This is a genomic window from Legionella sp. W05-934-2 (assembly GCF_964199965.1).
Lineage (GTDB): Bacteria > Pseudomonadota > Gammaproteobacteria > Legionellales > Legionellaceae > JAFIFT01.
Window position 1 is genome coordinate 12,102 of the sequence record NZ_CAXMZT010000015.1, and the last position, 25,208, is coordinate 37,309.

A 25,208-nucleotide genomic window follows, 5' to 3' on the forward strand; every position below is an offset into this window, starting at 1 on the left:
ATTTCCAATAAGCGCCGATATTTCCAAATTAAAGAATTTTCAAGGATTATTCAAGCGGTTTTAAATGAGAGGCAGTCTGCTCGCTTTCAGGCATGATGTGACCTTCGATGAATGCACACCAATAGCTCAGTCAATCATTTTTTCATCCTTAATGATCAGTTAATCTATACTAAAGTATAATACGCATAATTGCGCATATCGAGGGCATCATGGCGATTGAAATTACCGAATCATTATTTGGCCATATTTATAATGACCCCTTTCTAACAGGCACTTTCCGGTTAGAAGGGCAAAACTTTCGTAATACCGTTGGCTTACTCAACCAATTCATTGAAGATGAAAAAAGTAGCTCGCTAAAATTGCCAGCCGAAGTTCAAGGATTGCTGGAGGCAACCACCACCCTGCTTGACCAGGAAAATGAAATTGCAAAACTAGCCGCCTCCAAACACGACGAAAAGGCAACGCAAGCGTTAGCTAAACAATGGTTTCAATTGATTCAACAAACCTCTGCCGAAAAAAAAGATTACCTACTCCTCCCAGGTGGGTGGAAAGCCAAACCAAGCGGGCATGGGATCATTTATCAATTTCATCGCGAAGACAATGGCGATATTATTTTTACTATCAATAACTCAGGCGCCGGCATTGAATACCATGCTAAACGCTCCGAAGCCGATAAAGAACTTTATAGCGCAACGTTAAAATATCGCATTCCCAAAGAAAATGCTGCCAATGAAAAGGACTTTATACCTATCCTGCAAGAGTTGATTGAAGCAAATAGTATTGTTCATGAAAAAAATACCATTGATGCCAGTTTTTTATATGAGCGCGTGTTTGGAAAGCTAGATTTCTTGGATGCTACCATCCTTGAACCAACTCCGGAAGAGTTTAAATTCTATACCGGTGGTCAATTATCAGGAACCTGTGCTCAACGCTCCATTCACCAGATGCTAAAAGCCCGATTTAGCTCCGTTGACGATTATCGACAATTCATATTTCGCTTCAAAGCCTATGCGTTAGAACAATACATGGAAAACATGGCGAAAGAGGGTCGTTTAGGTGAGACTAAATATCACCCGCAAATACAAAAAGCCATTCGCCATCTGCTTCGTTTGCTCAATGTGACACGTACCGACTCTGAAGAGCCCTTGTTTTCGGATAATTTTCGAGAAGAAAAGCGCTTATTGTTTGTCAAATACTTATCAAGTCTACGCTCACATACTAAAAAAGAGGAAACGCCCAGCGCACAAGCCCCAAATAAGCCCACTGAAACCTTTGATGTCGATTTTTCGACAGGATTCATTCCCAATCATGCCAACGCTACCTCACTGCCATCCCCTGTTCTGTCTGATCCCTTACCAAAGCCTTTGCATGCACCCAATTTATTGAAAACCATGCGGGATTTAAAAACAGAGGGTGAAAGGATGCAAAAGCAAGACCCGGCGTTTGTCTTTGAAATGCTCGAAACCTTTTTCTTGCAGCTCCCACTACCGGATGAAAAGGATGACTCCCTACTCGCCTTTTACAAAGATGCGGGCGTGTTAAACGACCCCCATGCTTTTTTTTCCCTGATGGCAGATTTGCAAAAACTCTATTTTGATACCGCTAAAAACTCCCTGGGTCCATCGGTCATATTACCAAGCATGCAAACCATCAAAGCTTCCAATTTTGCGGTGTGTGCTCATGTATGTAAGCATTCGAAGTATCTTTTAGGGGAAAATTTTGCCAATCTCGTTCGCTGGTTACCCTCTTCATTGCAACTTCAAAATGGGCGTGTTGCTCAACTGTCAAATCACCATCCAGCCCTTGACCAACGCCTCCAGCAAATTCGTCAATTACACTCTGGCGACAAGTATGATTCTGGAAAAGCATTCCCGGAACATTATCAAAACGCCATGATCAGGCATTATAATCAATTACTGGATGAACATAGCGAACTGAAAGCTGAACTCGAAGAAAAATTTAACCTAAAACATAAAAATGATTACTCTAATTTTATCCAAAAAATCCGTAGTAGCGATTCGGAAGCACTCTATTATTTTTCAACCTATCACACTAGCGATCCCGACCTGAAAACCAATGGCCGTTTCCACAAAATACATGATTTATGGCGCAAACAAGCAACGCTTGAGCAAGCTTTCTCGTATGGTTTGCCCACCTTATTTGGCAATTATGAATATAGCCGCGAACTGAGCCTATCCTATGATGAAATGAAAAATCAACTAAAATTAGTTTCTGATATACAAAACGGTTCCAACCATTTCTTTATTTCATCCAATTTAAAAAAATCCATTTATCCTTTACCAGATGGTGCCGTCAAATCATGTTTTGACTACTACATCAACCAAAACACCTCCTTAACAAAAGTAGGCATTGGCTTACCAAAATCCGCGGAGGTACAATTAAAACGACTACCCACCCAAACATCGACAGCCAGCACGATTCGTCCGGAAGATTTTGAGGAACGCGAGCTCTTCCATTTACGCCAAGATTCGGAAAGCCAAATCTTACTCACGTTAGAATACTTCCTCAAGCATCCCAATAAATTAAGCCGCAGCGAAATGCAGGTCTACTGTGAAGCGAATATTTTTGAAAGTGGCTTATTGTTACAATTATTAAAAAGCCCTGAGGCGGCAAATTTTTGGCCATTGCTGGATAAGTGGGTTGAGCAAGGCATCGAACAATCACAAAAACAAGGGCAATTTACTCCCCAATCCTTATTTTATGTTCGCTTATACCAAGCCATTCAAGTGTATGCGTTTGAGTCAAATCCTATCGCTTATAAAGATTCAATGGACAAGCTTGTTAAAAAATTAAATTTTTGGATAAACCAACCTCAACATCCGCAACAATTGGCTGAGCTTCATTTTAGTCGCTTTCTCAGCTTAAACGCCCTTTATAAACACCAGCAAACCTTGATGAAGGAAGACTTGCATAACCTGCTAGAATCTTACTTCATCTTGCAAACCCATCCGTTACCCCAAGCATGCCATGAAGCCGATGCAACCTATCGACTCAATCGTGATTTAAGAGCATTGATGTACCAACTACGCGCAGAACCCCCTATGTTCGATGGGGAAGAATTTTTGAGCATACTCGGTGCTCACCATCTTTTGCCCAAACCAATCAAATGGTCCAGCAAACCAATCATAGGCTTTCCAAACATTCATTTAACTGACAGAGAAGGGCATGTTTATCAAATAAATGTACAACAAGGCATTATCCTACGAGATTATATGGCGCTTGTTTCCACACCTCAGGCAATCGTTAACCATCCAATTATTCGACATTTACACATGCAAGATATTCGGCAATGCTATCAAACAGCCGATAAAAGCCAATTTATGCTTGAAAAAGATAACGTCAAATTACGGTTTACCCTAAAAAGTGGGGTTTATTGCGTTGAGCAACAGTTTACCTCGCCCGAAGGCAAAAACACTTGGTATGAGCTTCTAGCAGTCAATAAAGCGCAGCGCGCTTATTTAAACCTACCCCCTGATAAATGCTTAACAAGCAATTTACCCAAAGCACTAAAGCAACGAGAAACCTTTGTTTGGAAAAATGCGGAGGATGCCAACCAACTCATCATCACGGGCGAGAACAACCAACGTCAATATTATTTAAATAAGCCCGTTGATTCAGGCAAATGGGTAATAAAACGAGCTGATAACCAGGCCATTTTATGGCAAAAAAACAAACCGGTTGAAACCTTGTTTAGTGCTATCGAAGCACCCAATTTTATGATAATCAGTCATGACAAAGGGAATGTTGATTGTGAATTACCACGGTTGAATCTACGCTTTCACAAAAATGCCGATTCCGAACAGTTTGTCTGGCATTGGGATGGGAAAGACCAATATTTAGATGAGAAGCAGAATTTAGCGCAACGTGGATTACCCGGTTTAACATTTTCTGACCAAAATTTCTGTGTTCTGCCCGTTACCCGATTTTTATCAACTGGCACCCGGGAAAAGGAAGGCGAGTACTATCAATTCCAACCTGATTTAAACAATAGAATTGCTAAGGATGTGGTTGAACGAGAACCGGAAAAAGATCAACCAAGTTTCATACAACCCAAGATTTGGCAACACCAGAAAAGTGTCCAGACGATGGTCATTAAAATGAAAGAGGGTGAACCCTACCCCGAAAATCCCGTCCAAGCATTGTATTTATCTTACCTGTATTTAGGCAATCACCAAGAAGAAAAAGCACTGAAGATGCTTGAAGCGTGTGACAAACGACTGGGGGGGCTTGAAGGAAGTTATGAGGAGTTGCAGTTATTGCATTGGATCTGTGAGGCCTTGCCTTACAAACCCGAAGACGATGAAATGGCGAAAAAAGCGGAAATTTCCACACCGCCTGTGGTTGCCTGCCAATTAAAGGCATTACAGCTTTGGGCTAAATTGAGTGAAAACAAACGTAAAATCACGTTTCCCAAAATGGTCACCTCACCATCCACGCCAGATGAATATTACCATCAACAAACCGTTTTAACACTGCAGGCTTTCCATAATAGCGGTTTAAATACCAAACTATATGACCTGTATACCCGATACCAGCTGATGAGACGCGATATGAAGGTGAACTTTCTATTATCGGAAGCAGAATCTCGGTATTTATTGAACTTTTATCATGATCAAATTCCCGACTCACCCGACAAGGGTCCCAAAGCCATTGGGGCACTTGGCTATGATTGGCTCCGATTAAATATTGTCAATTTGAAGCGAGAGCTAGACCGCCTGGATCAAAAATCAAAGCAAGGTGAATTATCGCCCTTTGAAAAAAAACGACAAGTTGACATTCAGGCCTGGATAAAACACCATGAAGGTGCTTACCGGAACAGCTCGAAATTAAACAAAGCCTACATCGATCTTTCCATTAATGACCACAAAGGGTTATCAAGCTGCCCTACAGCATCAAGATCGTTTCTAAAGGTATTTCCTGCCAACCAGTCTTCGAGACAATTGGATAAATTGGAAAAAGAAATGGCTGAGGCCATGTCAGCGCTAAACCCCAAGATTGCAGCAAGCACATTTGAGAATAATTTTGGGTATTTTTTGGCAATCGCCCTCAAAAAAGATAAACAAACCGAGGAATTAAAGCGTTTTTGCATGTCTTATTTAAGGGCAAGTCGTCATAGCGCCATCGATAAACAACCCAATAATATCCCTTATCTATGCAATGTTTTGTACCGTGTCATTTGCGAAAAGGAAAGCGTATTTTGGTTTACTCAAGAGGATATCACAAGCCTCGACGAATTCAGCAATCAAGTCAAAAACTACCCTGCTTCTCCGATTCATGTTTACCAACTGGAAGACAAAACAGATGAGCTGCTCATCAGTGCTGAAGCTATCCAACATAGCATTCCCGAAAGCAAACCAGCCGATCCTCCCAGCGTTGAAGAAGATCAACAATTGACCATCAATCTCATTGAGCTATTTCCATCTCATGTCTGTACTAGCGTTATGTCTTCTGCCAAAGAATGGCAGAATCTGGAAAAAAAATTCTACCATATACAAAAGGAAGATTATTCGTCTGGCTCTGAATCGGATTCTGACAGTGAGTTGGAGCAAGAGCAGCAAGCGGGTGAACTTAAATATACGCTATTAACAAAATTACAAGCACATGCACGAAAGCTCTTTCCTAACCAAAAGGCCATAATCGAATTAAATAGCCAAGCAAAAATTCGCTTAAATTTTTTCCAAAAGGAGCAAAAAGAGCTTGAGGAAAGCCTATTGGAATTAGCAAATGCCGGACCTGCAGCCAAAACAGCAAAAGTCATGTGGGATATTGATGTGGATGCTCAAAAGAGAATTCCATTGACTATCAATCAATTGCTAAGCCTTTATTTTCAAGCAGATAAGGTGCTTTATCGCCAAGAAACAGGCCTATCCGATGATAAAATTAATCAGCTACATGGCAAAATAGCCGAATTTTTAAAACGTGGCCTGTTTATCCAGCAGCTTTTTCGCACCTCTGAAGTCGCTGATAAATTAGTAAACCAAGATTATAAAACCCTGTCGGATGCGCAACTCTTTAAGCTTGGCCAAGTTGTGTTTGCCACTAATTGGGGAGATGTGGTTAAAGAACCGGCTATATCTGTCTTTCAATATCATGAGAATATCTTACTTCGACCGCATCAAAATATTGGCATCGAAAAATTATTGAAACACGATAAACAGGGGCGTTTTAAAGAAATTATTGCCAAAGTGGTTATGGGTGGTGGTAAATCCACGGTTTTTTCGCCCGTGCTAGCTTATCTAAAAGCCAATGGAGAAAACCTTGTCCTCCTAGAAGTACCCAAAGCCTTGTTGCGCACCAATTACACGGACTTAAAAGCAACCTCTAACCGACTTTTTGGCCAAACGGCGGAATTATTTGAATTCTCCCGCGATAGCGATTGCTCACCGAAAGCCCTTGAAGCCATGTTCCGGCTCTTCTCCGATGTCATGGTCAACAAAAAGTACTTAGTGACAACTGGCGACAGTATCCAATCCCTTGAATTAAAATTTTTGGAAATTTTAGAGGCAAAACCTAAAACCACGGATTATAAAGCCTTCAATGAATGGGAAGAGCAAGCATTTTGGATGGAACAGTTGGTCCTGTTCTTAAGAAACCGAGGCGATGGCATCATTGATGAAGTGCATCAAGGACTCTTATTAAAAAATAGGCTGAACTATACTATCGGCGCATCCAAAGCGGTTCCAAAATTCGTGAGTCACGAAGTGGTAGCCCTTTATCAATTTTTCCCGCAGGTTAAATTAAAGGGGATTATGGGGATTGACGATCCTAATCTGACCATGGCGAGTTTACTGCTGCCCTTTAAACCGCTAAAAACAGAAGCACAGTATAAACAAGCATGCAGTCAATTAGTGGATGCATTGCTCAAACAGGAACAAAGTCCTTTATTAGCCGTGTTAAAACGCGGGGGAGGCACCCTTAACCCGATTGAGATTAAACAGCTCAAAGCGTATTTTAACGATGAGAGCGACGCTATCCCGCCCTTCTTGTTAAAATTACCAGAAGATCTGCAAGACATTGTGGTCCTTTATAAAGAAGAAGCTAATCATTTACTTCCCTTCACATTAAAGCGAAATACCAATGAACATTATGGCCCTTCCAAAAATCCTGAGAAATCCTCTGCTCAACAGGCCGTTGCCATTCCTTATCGTGCCAATAATGCCCCCAATGAGCATAGTAATTTTGGTAATGAAATAGAATCCATCAATTACACCATCCAATCGATGCTGATTAACGGTGTATCCGAAGCATTACTCAAGCAATATTTGCAGTTTTTACTTCACCAAGCAAAAGTCGATGCGGATGAACACAAGAAAGACTCAGTCGATGACACCGTATCAGGCTTCTTATTTAAATCCATGACAAAAGGTCAATTATTATCAAACCTTGATCTGGATAATGCGGAGCAGATAAGCCAGTTGTTTAAAACCATGGCAAAAAATGAATCGTTCATTTATGAAGTATTAAAAACTCAAGTTTTGCCAACAATACGCATGAATACCCGCATATTAAGCTCGAATGCTCTGAACCATGTTGATATTCTGCACTCCGTGCAAGGTTATTCTGGAACCCCCTATAATGCCAGCACGTATCACCACCGGTTAAAATATGAGCGATCGCTCGCTGTCGGAACGGACGGCTATATTATTGAATGCTTGAAGAAAAAGAAAACGCCTGTTAAAACCCTTGATTTTTCTATACCAGAAACGCTTGTTGACAATGTCTTAGGAAGATATTCTGCCGCGGATCAACTCAGAGCGGTTATCGATATCTCAGCAGCATTTAAGGGTATTGCCAATGAATCCGTGGCGAAACAACTTGCCCAGTATATTGAAGGTCAACCCGATAAATTCAATCAGCCGGATAAAATCAAATACGTGCTTTATTTTAATGAACACGATCAACTTTCAGCCATGACGGTTGATAATGAAGGTAAGCCGCCCAAAATCGTGATGTTAGGTTCAACTAACCCGAAAATCATCGCGGATAAATTAGGTTGCTCTCCCGATGCATGCTTTACCTATTATGATCAAGCCCATACATTAGGCACGGATATTCGCCAATCTGAAAAAGCAAAAGCTGCCGTGTTATGTGATCAAGACACCGGTATTTCTGCTTTCTTGCAAGGTGACTTAAGAATGCGTGACGTGCTGGATGGCCAACAAACGCTTGATATCTTTGTGCCCAATGAAATGGCTGAAATGAAAGATGACTTAGCCAAACTTTGCTTGCATATGCAAGAACAAGAGCAGGCCCAATTACGAAAAGATAATTACATCGCCGCCCAATATAAGATGGCTAATTTTATTCGCAACGACTTACTAATGCGCATCATTAGCCACCCTGGTTCACCTGAAGAAAAAGCTGACTTATTTCAGCAATTCCGTAAACAGTTTATTGATGAGCAAAAAGAACGGTTGTTTTATCGATTTGGCGGTGTCGCAAAAATGGACGATACACGAAAACTGTTAGAAACAGAAAAGAAAGTCCTGATGCATAACTGGGAAAAAATGCTGAAAAAAGCAAAACTAGAAGCCTCCAGTACTGAACAAGAAAAGATTAGCAAGAAAATGGACAAAGTGATTGAACAAACCTGCCAGCCCAATGTCTGTGATGAAAAACAATTAAGTCCGGATAAAGAAGAAGCCATGGAGGTTGAATTATTTACCCAAGTGGAAAAAGAAGATCAACGCTTAACCGAACAATTTGATCCCAGCCACGAGCCTAGTAAGTATGCTGGTTGGTATTCTCCATTAAGTGGCGGGCTAGAATATAAAAATTTAAACCAAATTGTTGCCAGTGCCTCACCCGCTTATGCGCCTAAATTCAGTTACAAAATCCTTGCCTCCAAAAACTTTTACCGCATTTATCAAGGACAAAGTAACTATCTCACCCAAACCATGTTTCCAGTTCATGGCATTTATTTCTATGAGAATAAAGGCAAACTGCATAGCATACTTTTATCACCAGAAGAGCTCACCGATGTTAAGCAGCATATTGCTAAAAACCCTTCAGAAAAGCATTGGGTATCAACAACCAGTGAAACCGTATTAGCCGGTACAATGCCAGAAGGGATAAAAAAGAATGCCAAGTATCAATCCATGCTTGAGCAAATTCGCTTTTTTGCCGGCGATTTTGACGAATTGGTGAGTCGTAAATCGCCTATTTTATGGCTCAGTGAAGACACCGGTAAAAAGCTCGACTTTTTTGATACCTACCTTGCCCCAGCACGAGAATCGAATCCCACGCATACCCAGCAGCTACGTTTAGGGATGATGACACTCGGCAAGATGATGAAGTATGTCGCCGAAAACCCGACCCGCAACTATACCGATTTTGATTGGAAAAGCCACTTCCCCACTGCCGAAGATTCTGAGGTTGAGGATATGAAGCAAGTAGTGAAAGCGTTCTATGACCTAGCCGGTTCCTGGTGGAATAATCAGTTAACCGCTGAAGAATTAGTGAAAAAATATAATTTATCCCCGATGGCACTCGGTTATTTAAGTCAGTATCAAAATAGCCTGAAAGACGATCACTTTATCTTCAATTTAAAAGCACTCATTGCTACCTTGACTTATCGCTCTGCGATTTCCGATTTTAAAGGGGCAGATAACAAGTTGCTCCATTCCATTATCGACATGGCATTTACCGAATCAGAACCGAATGCCAAAATATTTATCGAGGAACTCCAGGGCGAATTATTGCCAGCCTCGGAGATGGGCAATCTAGCTAGCTTACTTGGCTTAAAGCCAGATGCTTGGATCTCACCGAACCCACTTGAAATCCTTCCCCTGGTGCTGGCTAGTTGCCAATTTCTCGATGATTCACACTTTCAAAAATTAATCACACACATCCCCTCTCATCCTAAGGTCAGCTATAGACTTTTAAGTCAGTATAGGAATCTTAAGAACGTCGATAACCTATTAAGCTTAATCAAGGCCATTGCTAAATTGCCGCCAACAGAGATAAATGAAATTTTTGATCCAAAAGACAAGCATCGAAGTTTACCAGAAGTGTTAGATTCCATTTTCCTTCGTGAGTTATTACCTGATAAAATTGATTTGGTTGTAAAAACAATTAGCGATCATTTTGATATAAACTATCAACGCCGTTTATTTAATTATCTATTATTGACTCCTGCCATTTCAATTGCAGGAAAAATTTTCAAGCATAGCAACGATAATGACATTCTGTTTGAAGCGACTAAATCTAAAATGTTCGCTTATGTCGATTATAACGATATTCGCACAAAGATACTGGATGAAAAAACGGACCCTCGCCTTATCGAACAAATTTCTTTATTCGATTTTTCTAAATCCGATAAACGCTTTGTCGAGGATATGTTGAATTATCCTCATATAACACAATCTATCTATCAGAATATTATGAAACATGGTAGCGACAAGGATCAACTGTTATACGGATTACAGGATGCATTTGTCAAGTGGATGAGTGCTCAGAGCATCAATGAAATGTTGAAAGAAAATTCGGCAACAACTCACCCTGATGTGCAATCTCGTATTGTCACCTTGGCAAAAGAACACCTAAATCTTCGCGCTGTAATTACCACATTAGTGGCATCTGCTCCGAGTGATATTTTAAAACAACTCTATGGCAATGAAGAATTCATCCCTTTAACCGAAGAGCATGCGTTATCCAATCGTTTACCTGCCACATTTGACAGCGAAGCAATCGCCTTGCTGCTTTCAAAAACGCAGAATCTAACGCTCGTCACCACGCTCATTCAAAGTCCTGATTTCGTAAAAATTGATAAAGTTAACTTGATGCTTGCGTGTGCAATACCTAAGTTAGGAAATGATGAAATTCTTATGATCGTACAACATCCTCATTTCGATGAGGATGTGTTATTGACACTCTGCAATCACCATTCACTTACCGAGGGCAGCTTGCAATATTTAGGAGAACAGGAATCTGTTTTGTCAAAACTAAGCAAAGAAAGTACTTTTCATGCGCTGATTAAACAAAATAACCTTCTTTCAAATACGGCGACTGAACTATTTAAACACATGCATCATCGCTTTGATAAGGCGACGATGGATTTTATTGAACGATTCCAATCAGACACACCTATATTACTAAGTTGCTTAGCCTTGGATGGAGTGGATCTGACCTTAAAGCGTTTATTGAATAACCCAGAAAATCGCACTTCCATTATGGTTGCGCTTAAAAATCTATTGACTTCCAGTCATAACCTATCGTCTGATTTAATCGACAAACTAGCAGAATTACCCTATCTAACCAATCCATGTCGCGATGCCATTTTAAAACATCAAAATACGTCTGAAATGGCAATCGACCGTCTAATCAATCCTATCAACGATACCGAAGAACTAGGCAAGATTGTAACAAATCTTGCCTATTACGGAAATCATGATAACCTGATTAACGCCTTGCTCAAAAATACCGCTTTAAGTTCAGACCAGATTTACCAGATTATGAAATTAGTCGCACTAACGGGCTCTCAAATAATCACCATTGCCGGCTCAAAACATTGTGATGAATCCATGCTGCTCAACTTGGCCAACCATGCCAACACACCCGAATCATGTGCCACAATTTGCAAACATCCACATTTTAATGAGACAGTTTTACTCGCTCTTCTGAAAAAGCAGGCATTCGATTCTTCCAAGCTGCATGCAATCATTGCAACAGAGGGGATTGATGATCATTTGCGTCACTTAGCAAGCAATGAGGAATACCGTGACACCATTTTTAAAGCATTGGCGACATTGCTTTCCGACCCAAAATTAGAAGCCAAGTATATTCATCAAATAGCGCGATTCCCAAATCTTGATCAATCCTGCAAACAAATCATCGTATGGCACCCAAACACCACCGACGAAAGCTTATCATTGCTATGCAAGCAAGAAACCGATGCGCAAGAACTGTATGGCATGGTCACTATCATAGGATTTGCAAGAGATAAGAAAAAAGTCACCGATTTGCTGCTTGATAATGATCATTTGAATAGCAAGATGCTAGTCGAGCTAATCAAGACTACCAGACTTGATGCATCCCAACGGGCAAAAATATGCTCCCTGCCAATATGTAATACAGATGCATTACCATTCTTAATTGAGCAAGCAGAATCGGCCGAGGAGTTAATTCAATTCGTTGAAAACGACGCGTTTGATGATAGCTTATTAATACCGATTCTTAATAAAGCAAAAGACATTGATGCGATTAAACCTGTCATTGCTCATCTAAAAAAACACAACCAAGTTAATGCATCAAAGTTAATCCAAGCTTTCCAGTCAAAGCCACATAATAAAAATGACTTTTCACTATTAACAAGTTTCGGACTTGACACGATAAGTAACGACGAGTATCAATACCTTATGCAGTATACGCCTGCTGAATTTTATACGGATTTGGTATTAATACCGCATTTTAAAAATTATTATGGAGAAAATACAGCGCGGGCAGATGCTATTCTTCAACACTTGATAAAAAATGCACCTTCTGTATCCACGCTAGAATCCATCTTAACGATTACTGCCGATATCACGTTAACCAGTGAAACCTATCAGTCAATCGTTCTGCATCCCTTTACCAACCAGAGCGTATTAAATCGGTTAGAGAAAAAGGACCCCAAACCACCCAAAGAAATCTCCACACATCTTGCTTGCTATCATCAGTATGAACTCCTAGTCAAAGAACTGAAGGCACTTCACGAGATTGCAGAGGAGGAAGCGAACTCTGAAGAAATATCCGCTGAAGCAAAAAAAGCAGCTCTAGATTTGTATCAAGAAATAAATCAAGCAGCCACCGATCTGGTTGATAAAAATAAGGGCTTAATCGATCAACAAAAGATCAAGATATTTAAAGACAGTTGTGAAAATGCCCTTGGCAATAAAACCCGAATCAATCATTTGAAAGAGCACCCTCAGTTTTGGTACCGAATATCCCCAATCATTCGCAATATTTTGGGTGTTATTGCCGCCATATTGATCATTCCAGGTTTATTAGTCCAAGCAACCTCAAAACAAGGTTATCGCCATGTCTTCTTCTCCACCCCTGAAACCAAAGGGGGAGAAAAACTTAAAGCCATACAAGACAACATTAGTGAAATAACTAAGCCAAGTGCTTAGATGGGAATATGGGGATAGAAACTTGCAAAGAAATTGTAAAACTAAATACCAATTTCATTACAACTTTGCCCTGAGTAATACTGATATTCTTTTGATCAAGAAACAGAAATTTAAATGCGGGAGTTTAGACATACTAACTGTCCGAATCAAAATTTTCTTTTAACGAAGAGATTAGGTTTTTGCATAGGTTCTCTAAAATTATCAACCCTAGTACTTAATAAACCACTTATCCATGATTTCCCGGCTAGACCCATGTAACGAACACCATCTCTCAATGATTCCCTCGTCCACCACATTAGGCGGTGCATGGACACCGGGTGAAAGTGATTTTTGCATTAATTGTAAGGCGACCACATTATGAATATAAAACTCGGGGTCAATATAAGGCATAGGCGTTGGATCAGCTAAGACGAAATTGATGGGTAGTTTGTTATTTAATACATCGGAAGCGGCAAATAACGGTCCATACTCATCGTAAACGCCAACATTTGCCAAGATTTTATCCTTAAACCACGTTCTGGGGTATTGGAGCAAGGCATGCTTTACACCCGTTGCAGTAATTACGATATCGCTCACAGCACTCAAGCGAGCCAGCTGATTTAAGTCGTTTGCATCGATAGCTGATAATCCAAGCATTTCTGCTTGTAAGCATTGATTAGGATCTCGATCCACCACGGTGATAGGTATCTGGTTAGAATCGCATAAATAGGAAATCCCCCGACCCATTTTGCCAAAGCCAAAAACCATCCAACTTTTGCGCGCATAATCGTGAATTCCTAATTTTGTCATCGCTAAGCCAACCCCTTTGGCACAACCAAACACGGTCTCTAATTGTTTGGTTAACGTTCTATCGATGCTAATGACTGCAATAGGCAATGATGACAAACTGCGATAGTATTCATCCCCTGATCCAGTTAATTCGATCACACCCATTTTGGGTGCCCCTAAGGCTTGATACAGTTGACCACCGCAATCAAAGAAAATATCAAATGGTTCGTTTTTTAGTGTGGTTAGATCCGTCACATAACGTATCCCCGCCTGATTGAGTGCGTCCACCGCTTCGGCTTGCGCTAGTACAAAAGAATCCGGGTTGGTAACCGTGACATCGGCGCCTGCTGCATGCAAACAGGCAATTTTTAATAGCGTATTCGTCACAACCGGCACATGGTGCAACACTTTTAGTCCCTCAAGGGGCCGAGTGCGTGACCAATCTTGAAGCATGGCATGCATGAAGGGTGCCTCGGTAATTGGATAACGCTGAAAGAAAGTCAAAAGAGAAGGATGCATTTGAATTCCAATTTGAAAAAGAGGAAATATACCAAAGTTATTTCAAAAAGCTATTTTTTAGTGTCATCAATAATTTTAATTTTAAATCGCTGGATAGCAGTCTTTTGCGAAGAATGATGGCGCGTGTCAATCAGCGCAATTTCAGAGTGGGACGGATAAGAAGGATTGCTATTTAACTTAAAATAAAAGGTTTTGACATGGCGTGGATTGGACAGCCTTGAACGAGGCTGCCCGAACGGTTTATCCATCTTTTTAAATAAGCTAGCATCCATTTTTTTGATTACCCACGACGATGATTTGCTCCCATTCATTGTCACAGGTATGGAAAAATAAGGATGGCTAGTATACACGGTTATGACATTTTCTGATGCTATCTGAGCGTTGCTTACAAGTGGGGCCAACAATAATAGGTATCTAATTATTCTCATAATTTAACTCAAAAATAACAACCAAGCCCCACTTTAGAGTATTACTCAGTACTCAAATCAATGCTATAAACAAAGCTTGATTTTGGTTGGCGTAACCATCGTTCAGCAATCGTTTTCATCAATGCCTCTCTGTCCCCGCCTTGATCGACATATTCTTGTTTTAATATAGTCGCTCGCTGCTTGTCACCACGCGCTTTGATGCCAGCGACTTCTTTGATAAGACTATGAATCGCTTTGGGTAATTTTTCTTGGTCGAAGGTAAAACAACCCACATCCTTGCCATTAGCGGCGAGCACATTTTTATGCCAACTGATGGCTTGTCTGTCCATGAGAAACCCAAGTTGAACAGCCGACAATTGGCTATAGGCCTTGGATTCACCGTGGCTGCCATACATCCCCTGCGCGATATGGCCAAATGACCATAAAAGATCCGCATTATGTGCCTTTTTCGCATAATCTCTATCAATGACCCCTTTTTCAACCAACCAATCGGTAAAATATAGGGCAGCGCTTTGCGCTTTCAATTCTTCAAGCATGCTCGCCATGGGACCGCCAAATATTTCGCTGGCTGTTTTGCCATCCACTTGGTATTCATGGGCAGGACCGAGATTATGTGCCGCTTCATGCAACACCACGCTCATCGTCTTAGGGCCACTATCGTCGGTATAATCAACCATGCTGATTGGACAAAGCAACGATTGGGATTGGGTTAAATGATTGTGCATGCTATCGGGATCAGTGTATAAATTTGTCATGGCAATGGTTCGGCCCCGACCCTCATTGGCAACTGGCCCCCAGTTAGGAAGACTTTGACCAATGGTAGCACCATGGGCTGAGCGTGAATTCCCTGCATTTAAAACAATATCGACAAAATCAGGCAAATGAAATGACACCGGCCTCGCTTGATAAGGCGCACCAGCCAGTTCAGCTAGGGTATTTTCCATATCAGTCTTAAGCGGTTCTAACTTTTCTTGCCAAATTTTGGAGTCTTCGTTGATGGTGGCAAAGCTCACATGAAACCCTGCTTTACGACTGCAAGGATCGTAATACACTTCATCGGGGCCAATGCGTAAATACCATTTGGAATTTGTGGCATTCATCTTCGACCATGCTTCATCCGCTGGCAACCAATTATTATCCAAAAAGGATTGTGCTGCAGCATTTAGATAGTTCTTTAAAGCGGCTTCGTTGTCATCGGATATTGCCGCTGCTGCCTGGGCAAGTTCTTGGCTAATTTGGCTCATCTCTTGTTGATAAACAAGGTGGTAAGGGACAGCAGCTAACTGACCATTTTGCTCAACCACCGCCGTGAACGGGTCTAAGAGTTCGCTGCCATTATTTTTTTGCGCGAGTTTATCACAAAAATCAGCATCGGCTTGAATCGACAAGGGATATAATCCGGAAGTTTTGACAGGACTATCTGAGAACGCATTACACAAGGGATCCTCACTCACACCTGGGGCTTCACACCAAGGACCTTGATTGCGATAAAAGAGCATTTTGCTAGAAGCATCTTGGTGGGTGATTGAGTCGAGAAATGAAGAAGACCCATTTTGTTTGGCATAAATCGATTCAATAAGATTGGCAGCGGCAATAATATGAGCCACCATCGCTTGTTCGCTTGGATTAAGTGTCGAAAAATTACTGTACACCAAGGTCTGTAATCCCATTGCCAATTCTTTTCTTACGATTGCTCGACGATGCTTTTCTTGGTTGTCTGCCTCATCATCGGCATGGCCATGTTGATAGACTGAAACAATTTGATCATAGGCCTGATAAAACTTTTCCGTAAAAGCACCCTTGTCAATCCATTGAGAGGCCTTATCATGGCTAACTCCCCAGAGAAAATGGACATTGTCAGGTGTTAATTCTTCCTGCCCCTCTTTTGACAGTTGCCAAAAAATGGGTAAATCTAACTCGGCAGCAATTCGATTAAACGAAAGGTGATCAATCGCTTGATTTGCTGCAAGTGACGTACTTTGTTGCAATGGGTTTGCTAAATGGGCAGTTGGGCTGACAACATTTGAATAAAGCCCTTGCGATAAAATAACGCATAGACTAAGGGTTGAGATTTTGGGAAAAAAATCAGACATTATTACTCCTTGAGAACAATTCTATCAAATCAATTAGATATGCTATAGCCATCCTAATACAATCCACTGATGCTGTAAATGTTCATAATCATTCTAGTCCAAAGGGTTGCATTTCTTTTTAAATCGATTAAATTGAACATCCAACAGTTAAGATGCGGATTTACGAAATAAGAAGAACATAATGACAACAGCAGACGCCGCCGAAATTAAACTAGAGAGCAGTTGGAAGCAACAATTAGGGGATGAATTTAGCAAACCCTATATGCAATCCTTAAAACAATTTTTGCTGCAAGAAAAGCAAGCAAAGAAAATTATCTACCCGAAAGGTAATGAAATTTTTAATGCGTTTGAGTTGACACCGTTTGATGAGGTTAAAGTGGTCATACTTGGTCAAGACCCTTATCATGGCCCAAATCAGGCGCACGGGTTGTGTTTTTCTGTTAAACCAGGCGTGGCTATCCCACCGTCTTTATTGAATATTTATAAAGAACTAAACCAAGATTTAGGGGTAAAACCCGTCAAACACGGATATTTAGCGTCTTGGGCAAGCCAAGGGGTATTGTTACTTAATAGCGTCTTAACCGTTGAAAATGGTCAAGCGGCGTCGCATCAAGGCAAAGGATGGGAGCAGTTTACCGATCAAGTCATTGCGAAATTAAATGACCGAGAAAAACCGGTGATTTTTGTACTCTGGGGAAGCTATGCCCAACGCAAAGGTCAGATTATTAATCAAACGCGGCATGTCGTCTTGCAATCCCCCCATCCTTCCCCACTCTCAGCCTCTCGCGGATTTTTTGGCAATAAACATTTTTCCACCATCAACAAACTACTTGTTTCACAAGGGTCTGAGCCGATTCAATGGCAATTACCAGAAACAGTTGATTGCTAGAAAAGAGCGCTCATTAAGCCGAAATACTATTTGCCCTTGTGCGTGGATTTTGGCGATTTCTCATCTTGATTGCGATGGTCCTCGACGCTTGGTTTAACATCCACCGTTGGCTGAAATAGGCTTTGATGGGATGATTTAAGCCCACTTGACGATTGCTTCTGCAAAGTCGAAGAAACTGCTTGCTCTTCATTTGGTGAGTTGAATATACTTCGTTGGGAACTTCTAACAATATAGAGTTCCTCAAGATCCGATAAAATCAATTGATGGTCAGGATGTGGGTACTCATCATCTAGATTGTCATCTAGCGCCATTATATCAGGAAAAGGATTATAATCTGCCGGAGACAATGGTCCAATATTTTCTGACTTGGACTTGGCTGGGATTGACTTTTCCGAGGTATTGTGCTGAGCAAGTATAGTAGGAATTTCATTGGATTGACTGGTTAAAAATTCCGAGGAGTTTGATAAGCGTTCCTCCGATTTTCCAGTTGGCTTATGAGAAGAAGGGGCTATCTGATGCGATTTCTCTTGCTTTTCAAGTAGGATTTTCGACTGCATAATGCTCGCAGCATTTTCCATATCTATTTTTTGTTGTCGAAGCACTTGGTTGAAAAGATCCTCAAAATTTCTGGATTTAAATTTTGCTAATTCTAAGCGCTCCATCAGTCCTTGCCATTTTAACAATAATTCACTTTCCTTTTCTGACAACTTGGCTTTGCGTTTTGGGTCATTCGTTGATTTCTCGACCGATCTATTTGACGTATCTAATTTATATTGGGAAAGCCCCAACGTAAAACTAAGACTCTTAAGCTCTGTTTCTAATTCTTTTTCTTCCTTTTTAGATTGAGCATGCGATTCTTTTAGATGTTGCAGCGTTTTGCCAACATATCCGATGTCATGCGAAACCGTCTTAAATGCATCATTCCTTGCCTTGATTAAATGAGTCATTAATTTGGGGTCAAGTTGATAAATATAGTCATTAAACGATAGCGAAGAGGCATACGTTTTTGAGGCAATCACTTTGATAGCCAATGTATTAAACAACTCCATCAGTTCAAAATCTGATTTATTCTGATTGAGCATTGTAGCAAGGAGTATGCCTAAATTATAAGGCGTCATTCTTGTTTCGCCCTCAAATTGCAAAGACGCGGTAGCCAGCTGGAAATAGTCGTAGAGTATTTCAGCATAGTAAATATTATCGAGATTTTCAGACTGGATAAGCACTATAAAAAAATCATCCAACGAGGCCGTGTCGTGATTCAGGTCAATTTGGTTCTTGGCTATCTTTTTTAATTCTTCATATAGTTCAGGATCCGGTTCAATATCACGCATCACCTGTTTCACTGCACCGATGTATTCATGAATGGAAAAGTCCTTTCTTTGTGAAAGCCTCTCCAGCTTGGAGCTAAAGGCCGTTGGTTCAAGAATTTCTTTAATCAGTTCAATAATTTTAGTGCCGCTGCCCGATATCCTAAAGACCCCTTCTTCGTTTAATATCTTAGGATTTTTTTGCACCATTTGGCTCAAAATCCGAATGACTAAGAGTGCATCGCGTACGGTATAAGCCATGATAACCTCATAATACAATTAGTTGACTAATTATAGCACAAGTAGAGTGCGTTTTTAGATGTGTATGTTGAGTATACCAAGAACAATTTCGACTGCAATTAAAACGATAATAATGATTTCAAGACTATGGGAGTGTTTATTTTCAAGATAGCCGCTAAACATATCAAAGATTTCATTGAGCGTATCTAACCGATGGTTAATAGCGTGGATGCGCCTGGCAATATCCAAATAACCTTCAAGCATGGTGAAATAAAGCTCAAGGCTTGGGTGCTGCCAAAAATATTTGGGGTGGTACATGAAATTGGAGATTAAATTCATTTCACTTTTCGTCGCTAAAATTTCACCGATAATCTTACGCGTTTGCTTACGGGATATGTGCATTTTTCCTGTGTTACTGAGAACGCCTATCATCGGGGTATATTTATCAATTAGCCCTTCTAGGCGTGATTCAAAGTATTGCAGTTTAACCGATTGGGAAAACCCATACGACAAGGATAATTTGATATCTTCATTATCCTCTTCGAGGGTTAAACAATCCACATCGAAATATTCATGAGGTTTAATAGTCGTTTCGTCGCCTAAACGATAGGAAAATTCATCATGGGGATGGTATTTGATTGGATTTTGGCAATGACGCTTAATTTTACTGACTAGCCTTTTGGCTTCATAACGCTTATAACCCCAAGTCACCAGCGTGCCATTTTTAAATAAAAATCCCATGATTGACGGGTTATCCGTGCGATGGAATTTAATTAATTGCCTTAATTTCAGGCAGTGCAAGGTCCTGTCTTTGATTAACCAGGGCTCCATTTGATTGAGATCAATGGATTGGGCAAGGCAAAAACTCAAACATTCCATCGGATTATTTTCATCAGAATTGGGTAACGGATGTCAATAATGTAACACATATTACCAGATGCCGCCTATGGCTCTTGATAAATATTCCGGTACAAACATATTTTTCTCCATACTGGAACTAATACGTGCCTGGGCACGGGCCTGAATTATCTTTAGTTTTCTAAAGCAAGAAAAAGTTGCCGCCCCTTAAAATAATCGGGCACGGGCACGCGCTCGGGCACATATTAAAGAATATTTTTATCGCATAACAACCCATTAATGCTTAGAATGGTGATTTTAAGTGAATCAACTGGGATGTTGTTATGAAAGAAAGACATCAACTTAAAATCCTCCTCTTGCAAATTCGCGAAGACGAAGAAACCATGCTCGAAGAATTTTATGAATTTGTTCAATATAGCCATCTTCATGAAGATCAATTTACTAAGCTAAATACCTTTAAAACAAAACACTTTCTACCGTCCGTGATGGATGACTACGATGCGTTATTTGTTGGTGGCTCCAGCGATGCCAGTGTGCTAAAAGAAGAAGACTATCGATTTGTTCCCGATTGTAAAAAGCTTATTCGTCATTGTTATAAAAACAATATCCCTGTTTTAGCCTCTTGCTTTGGCTTTCAAATAGCGGTCGAAGAACTAGGAGGCAAAGTTATCTTGGATAAGGAAAACATGGAAATGGGTATTTACCCAATCAATATGCACCCCGAGGCAAAATCTGATCCGCTGCTTCATGATTATCCCGAGTGTTTCTTAGCCGTTTCCGGTCATAAAGAGCGTGCCCATCGAATTCCTTCCGATTGTATTCACCTTGCGTCATCGGCATTATGCCCCTACCACATCATTAAGTTCATCAACAAACCATTCTATTGTTTTCAATTTCACCCGGAAGTCGATAGGAAAGATTTAATCACACGTATCACACGTTATCAAAGACACTATTTATCGGATGACTCTGAACTACAACGCATCATTAATCAATCTGTGGATGACACCCCTTTTGCTAACAAAATCATCAAAGACTTTGTCGATAGAATTGTCTTAAGGAAGGAGGTTAGTTAGAAGCATTTCAAGCACAATGTGGTACCTATCAAAATAATAACTTCGATTCAACAACCCCTCATCCGCCCGTTGGGCACCTTCTTCCCATGTCTTGGGAGAAGCGAACATGAAGCAAGTTATTCAGAAGATGCGAAGGTCAAAAAGCGCATTACTAGCCACCCACAACTTGGTTTTTTGTCGTTGAAAGAAATACCAATTTTTCAAAATCTTCGGCGGATAAAGGCTGGCTTAAATAAAACCCTTGACCATGTGAGCAATCCTTCCCGACTAAGTAATCCAATTGTATTTGATTTTCAATCCCTTCGGCGATGATTTCCATATCCAATTGTTTGGCTAATTCGATAATAACATCCACGAGTGTCGTTTTTTCTTCGGCTGTGGTGATATCGGAAATGAAATCGCGATCAATTTTAAGGGTTGAAATCGGCATTTTTCGAAGCCGATTAAGTGATGAGTAGCCTTTACCAAAATCATCCAGCGAGATAATAACACCCAATTCATTAATGGTTGATAGAATTTTATGATCCCCCAAATTGTTTTCCATTAATAAATTTTCAGTGATTTCAAGATCGAGCAGATAAGGCGGATAGTTGTATTTTTTTAACAGGCTTTGGAGTTTCCTAGTAAAATTTCGATTCGTTAATTGTACCGGCGATAAGTTAACAGCGATAATCAAATCCTTATTGTATTGATGATACCATTTGGACGCTTGTTTACAGGCTTGATTAAGTACCCAATCGCCAATATTGATAATCAGCCCCGTTTTTTCCGCCACATCGATAAAGTCATCCGGACTGACTCGGCCAAGATTGGGGTTGTCCCAACGGAGCAACACTTCAGCCCCTTCGATTTCTTGCGTTTTCAAATTATAAATGGGTTGGTAGAAGATTGATAATTCATCACTGGCTAAAACATCGCGTAAATGGGCTTCGATTTTCGATTCTTGATGATGAAAAATATTTAATGAATCTTCATAGAATTCATAAGTATTGCGACCTGTTCTTTTCGCCTGACACAAGGCTAAATCCGCGTTGCGTAATAGCATATGCGCTTGATCCGCATCATCGGGGTAAATGGCAATGCCGATACTGGCTGTTGTAGCAAAGCGGTGTTCGTCTATTTCATAGGGCCTGGAAAAGCTTTTTAACAAGCGGTCTGCTAAACTTCGAACGCCTGATGTGTTGGTGATAGTCGGTGTGATCAAGGCAAACTCATCACCGCCGAGCCTTGCAATGGTGTCACCCATCCGCGAACTTTTTAAAATGCGCTTGGAAAACGCCTGGATAAGCGTATCCCCTCGCCCATGTCCAAGGGTATCGTTAATTCGTTTTAAATTGTCTAAGTCAATCACCATTAAGGCAAATTTATGACTGTAACGTTTTGCATTTTCGATGGTTTCATCGAGACGCTCTTCAAATGCTCGACGATTGAGAATATTGGTTAATAAGTCATGCGATGCAATGTATTGCAAATCCTTCTTTTGTTGAACGAGTAAATCTTTTGAATGCAATACTTGCCTAAAATAGGTCGAATAATTAAGCATCAAGCACGTGAAAGGAATAAAATAAAACAAAATCTTTAAAAAATAAGCAATATTGAAGGCGCTATCGTAGGAGGAATACGAAAGTAACATCAAATACATGGCAATCACACACTGGGTGATACTCATCAAAAAGATGCAGTTGGTCATGATACTGCTTTGCCGACTATAGAGCTTGGGGTAAAAGTACACGGCAATACTAAGATACAGCAAAAGGGGGATTAATTCATACGGCCTGCTCAAGATACTCTGACTATGCCACATCTTGGGTACAATAATATGGTTGGCTGCGACATAAATGGCTGAAAAAGCACATACCATTAACAAAAAGGTGAACAAGAAAATTGATGTAATATGCGATGGTTTATGCTGCTTTGCTTTGAGAAGATATAGCATGCCTAATATTAGCATGACACCACTCACCGAATTAGAAAGCGTCCATATCAACGCATCTAATTTCTTTTTATACACTAAATTTTCCGAAAACCCATCGACTAAGAGGATGTGTGCTGCATCGATAGAACCAGAAAAAATAATGGCTAAAGCGATAATCAACGAAACATCGTCATGTAAATGTCGATATTCGGTTAAAATTAAAATGGTTGTTATCGCGGCTAATGAAAATGCAGACCATTGGAAGAGGGTTTGGGTGAAGTAACCTCGTAATTGTAATTCGATATTTTCCTTCTGCAACAACGAATAATAGTCCACGGTGCTCGTTAGGAAATCAAAGTCCATGCCCCAAATGATACCAATGGCTGGTAATCCCAATAACAAGATGACGATGAACGTCATCGCATGAGGCACCTTTTTTAACGACTGCTCAGCCAAATCTGACTGTTTTTCGTTTGCCATATTATTAATGTTTCATTCCAAGTTAACATTTAATCGACAGATAGACAGATTTCTTTAACAGGACTTGCAATTGGTTATCTATCATAAAGAACTCCTATTAAATTAATAGACCATTATTTAAACATTTTCAATATTCACAGCACTATTGTGATTTCATTATTTCTTCGATAAGATAAACGAGTAACGACAAGGATGCAGGACGGTTATGAATCGAAATCAGGATGACACCCTGGCCAAGCCTAGTAAAACCCATTTTCGCTGGTTTATTATCTCGCTTCTTTTTATTATCACGGGTGTAAACTACCTGGATCGATCCTCCATCGCCTATGCGATTGATGAGATAGCTGCTGAATTCCATTTCACCAATGATCAGATTGGTTTTATCTTAGGTGCATTTGGCGTTGGCTATGTTGTGACAACGTTTTTAGGGGGCATCGCGGTTGATAAAATTGGCGCTAAACGGGTTTTAACCCTATCTATGCTATTATGGGGTGTTACCTCACTGATAACCAGTTTAGCCAATGGTTTTTTCCTCGTGTTTATTGCCAGAGTTTTGCTCGGTTTTGCTGAAGGGCCTGGGTTTCCTGTCTTATCACGCGCCATCAGCGATTGGTTACCAGAAACCGAGCGAAACCGGGCATTAGCGTATGCATTGATCGCAGTTCCCCTATCGTTAGCGATTGGTGGGCCCATCTCATCTTTCATGGTAACCAATTTAACCTGGCGTGGTACCTATGTTGCCTTGGCTATCCTAGCGGTTATTTGGATTCCGCTATGGTTACGCTGGTTTCAAGATAGCCCCGCCCATTCACCATTCGTTAATGAACCAGAACTCGCCTATATTGAAAGAAACCCCCTTATCGCCTCAAAAATCACCCCGACTGAGAACCCCTGGCGGGTTATTATTCTCAACCGCACCCTCTTAATCAATAACTGGGCTTTTTTTGTGTTCGGGTATTATTTATTTTTCTTTATGACTTGGTTACCCACTTATCTAAGTAACGTTTATAAGCTTGATCTAACACAAATTGGGCTTTATTCAGTCGCTCCTTGGCTAGCGGGTGCAATCCTGATGTGGGGTATGGGATACTTGTCTGACGCATTATTCAAGCGCTATCACAGTTTGCGCTTGTCTCGCTCCCTGCCAATCAGTATTACCCAATTGTTATCAGCAAGCTGTATCATTCCCATTATTCTGGTTCATAATATCGACATGGCCATGATTTTTATCACACTTGCGGTAGGCTTAATTTTGAGTGCCAATGCCTCCTATTTTGCCGTGGTCATTGACCTCGCCAAAGAGCGCACAGGAACGGCCATCGGTATCATGGACGCTATTTTTGCTATCTCAGGTATTGCTGCTCCAACATTAACAGGGGTTTTCTTAACCCTCACAGGGCGCTATGAAGCCGGTTTTATATTATTAGCGTTTCTAGGCTTATCATCGTCATTGCTTGTGTTTTTCTTTCATAATCGAGAAACGTGATCGCCCCGTCAAACACGGA

At 40.6% G+C, this 25,208-nt stretch carries 10 protein-coding genes; 4 read left to right on the forward strand and 6 right to left on the reverse strand.

The features are described from left to right. The first annotated feature begins 209 nt into the window (after positions 1–209). Positions 210–13,130: a DUF3638 domain-containing protein gene (locus AB3348_RS14095; protein ID WP_367608252.1), complete on the forward strand. Its 12,921-nt coding sequence runs from the start codon at positions 210–212 to the stop codon at positions 13,128–13,130. Positions 13,131–13,337: 207 nt separating this feature from the next. Here AB3348_RS14095 and AB3348_RS14100 read toward each other — a convergent pair whose 3' ends face one another. From AB3348_RS14100 to AB3348_RS14110, 3 genes are read right to left on the reverse strand one after another with little or no spacing between them, the layout of a single operon-like run. Next, a complete protein-coding gene (locus tag AB3348_RS14100) occupies positions 13,338–14,417 on the reverse strand; it encodes an adenosylhomocysteinase (RefSeq protein ID WP_367608253.1) in 1,080 nt (359 codons plus the stop codon). A 50-nt stretch (positions 14,418–14,467) separates the two neighbouring features. After that, the gene (locus AB3348_RS14105; RefSeq protein ID WP_367608254.1) at positions 14,468–14,845 is read right to left on the reverse strand and encodes a hypothetical protein; all 378 of its coding nucleotides are present in this window, start codon (positions 14,843–14,845) and stop codon (positions 14,468–14,470) included. Between the two features lie 41 nt (positions 14,846–14,886). Then, complete coding sequence (locus AB3348_RS14110; RefSeq protein ID WP_367608255.1) at positions 14,887–16,938, reverse strand: hypothetical protein; 2,052 nt, start codon at positions 16,936–16,938, stop codon at positions 14,887–14,889. Positions 16,939–17,119: 181 nt separating this feature from the next. On the opposite strand from AB3348_RS14110, the gene ung reads away from it, so the two are divergent. Next, a complete protein-coding gene (gene ung, locus AB3348_RS14115; RefSeq protein ID WP_367608256.1) occupies positions 17,120–17,827 on the forward strand; it encodes a uracil-DNA glycosylase in 708 nt (235 codons plus the stop codon). Between the two features lie 26 nt (positions 17,828–17,853). Here the strand turns inward: ung and AB3348_RS14120 are convergent, their stop codons facing one another. Both AB3348_RS14120 and AB3348_RS14125 read right to left on the reverse strand, forming a co-directional pair. Further along, entirely contained in the window at positions 17,854–19,395 is a 1,542-nt protein-coding gene (locus AB3348_RS14120; protein ID WP_367608257.1) for a RhoGAP domain-containing protein, read from the reverse strand. A gap of 54 nt (positions 19,396–19,449) precedes the next feature. Continuing rightward, positions 19,450–20,253, reverse strand: coding sequence for an RMD1 family protein (locus AB3348_RS14125; protein ID WP_367608258.1), 804 nt, complete (start codon positions 20,251–20,253; stop codon positions 19,450–19,452). 302 nt (positions 20,254–20,555) lie between these two features. Here AB3348_RS14125 and AB3348_RS14130 point away from each other — a divergent pair, with 302 nt between their 5' ends. Further along, positions 20,556–21,308, forward strand: a complete 753-nt coding sequence (locus AB3348_RS14130; protein WP_367608259.1) for a type 1 glutamine amidotransferase — start codon at positions 20,556–20,558, stop codon at positions 21,306–21,308. 151 nt (positions 21,309–21,459) lie between these two features. On the opposite strand, the gene AB3348_RS14135 is transcribed toward AB3348_RS14130, so the two are convergent. Beyond that, on the reverse strand, positions 21,460–23,703 hold the full coding sequence (locus AB3348_RS14135) for an EAL domain-containing protein (RefSeq protein ID WP_367608260.1): 2,244 nt from the start codon (positions 23,701–23,703) through the stop codon (positions 21,460–21,462). 205 nt (positions 23,704–23,908) lie between these two features. Between AB3348_RS14135 and AB3348_RS14140 the strand changes: the two genes are divergently transcribed. After that, positions 23,909–25,189 carry an MFS transporter gene (locus tag AB3348_RS14140; protein WP_367608261.1) on the forward strand — a complete coding sequence of 427 codons (1,281 nt, stop codon included), beginning with the start codon at positions 23,909–23,911 and terminating at the stop codon, positions 25,187–25,189. Positions 25,190–25,208: the final 19 nt, after the last annotated feature.

What these genes read in the sequence shown, in the direction of transcription:
- AB3348_RS14095 (WP_367608252.1), top strand. Translation starts at nt 210, where the DNA reads ATGGCGATTGAAATTACCGAATCATTATTTGGCCATATTTATAATGAC.
- AB3348_RS14100 (WP_367608253.1), bottom strand. Translation starts at nt 14,417, where the DNA reads ATGCATCCTTCTCTTTTGACTTTCTTTCAGCGTTATCCAATTACCGAG.
- AB3348_RS14105 (WP_367608254.1), bottom strand. Translation starts at nt 14,845, where the DNA reads ATGAGAATAATTAGATACCTATTATTGTTGGCCCCACTTGTAAGCAAC.
- AB3348_RS14110 (WP_367608255.1), bottom strand. Translation starts at nt 16,938, where the DNA reads ATGTCTGATTTTTTTCCCAAAATCTCAACCCTTAGTCTATGCGTTATT.
- ung (WP_367608256.1), top strand. Translation starts at nt 17,120, where the DNA reads ATGACAACAGCAGACGCCGCCGAAATTAAACTAGAGAGCAGTTGGAAG.
- AB3348_RS14120 (WP_367608257.1), bottom strand. Translation starts at nt 19,395, where the DNA reads ATGGCTTATACCGTACGCGATGCACTCTTAGTCATTCGGATTTTGAGC.
- AB3348_RS14125 (WP_367608258.1), bottom strand. Translation starts at nt 20,253, where the DNA reads ATGGAATGTTTGAGTTTTTGCCTTGCCCAATCCATTGATCTCAATCAA.
- AB3348_RS14130 (WP_367608259.1), top strand. Translation starts at nt 20,556, where the DNA reads ATGAAAGAAAGACATCAACTTAAAATCCTCCTCTTGCAAATTCGCGAA.
- AB3348_RS14135 (WP_367608260.1), bottom strand. Translation starts at nt 23,703, where the DNA reads ATGGCAAACGAAAAACAGTCAGATTTGGCTGAGCAGTCGTTAAAAAAG.
- AB3348_RS14140 (WP_367608261.1), top strand. Translation starts at nt 23,909, where the DNA reads ATGAATCGAAATCAGGATGACACCCTGGCCAAGCCTAGTAAAACCCAT.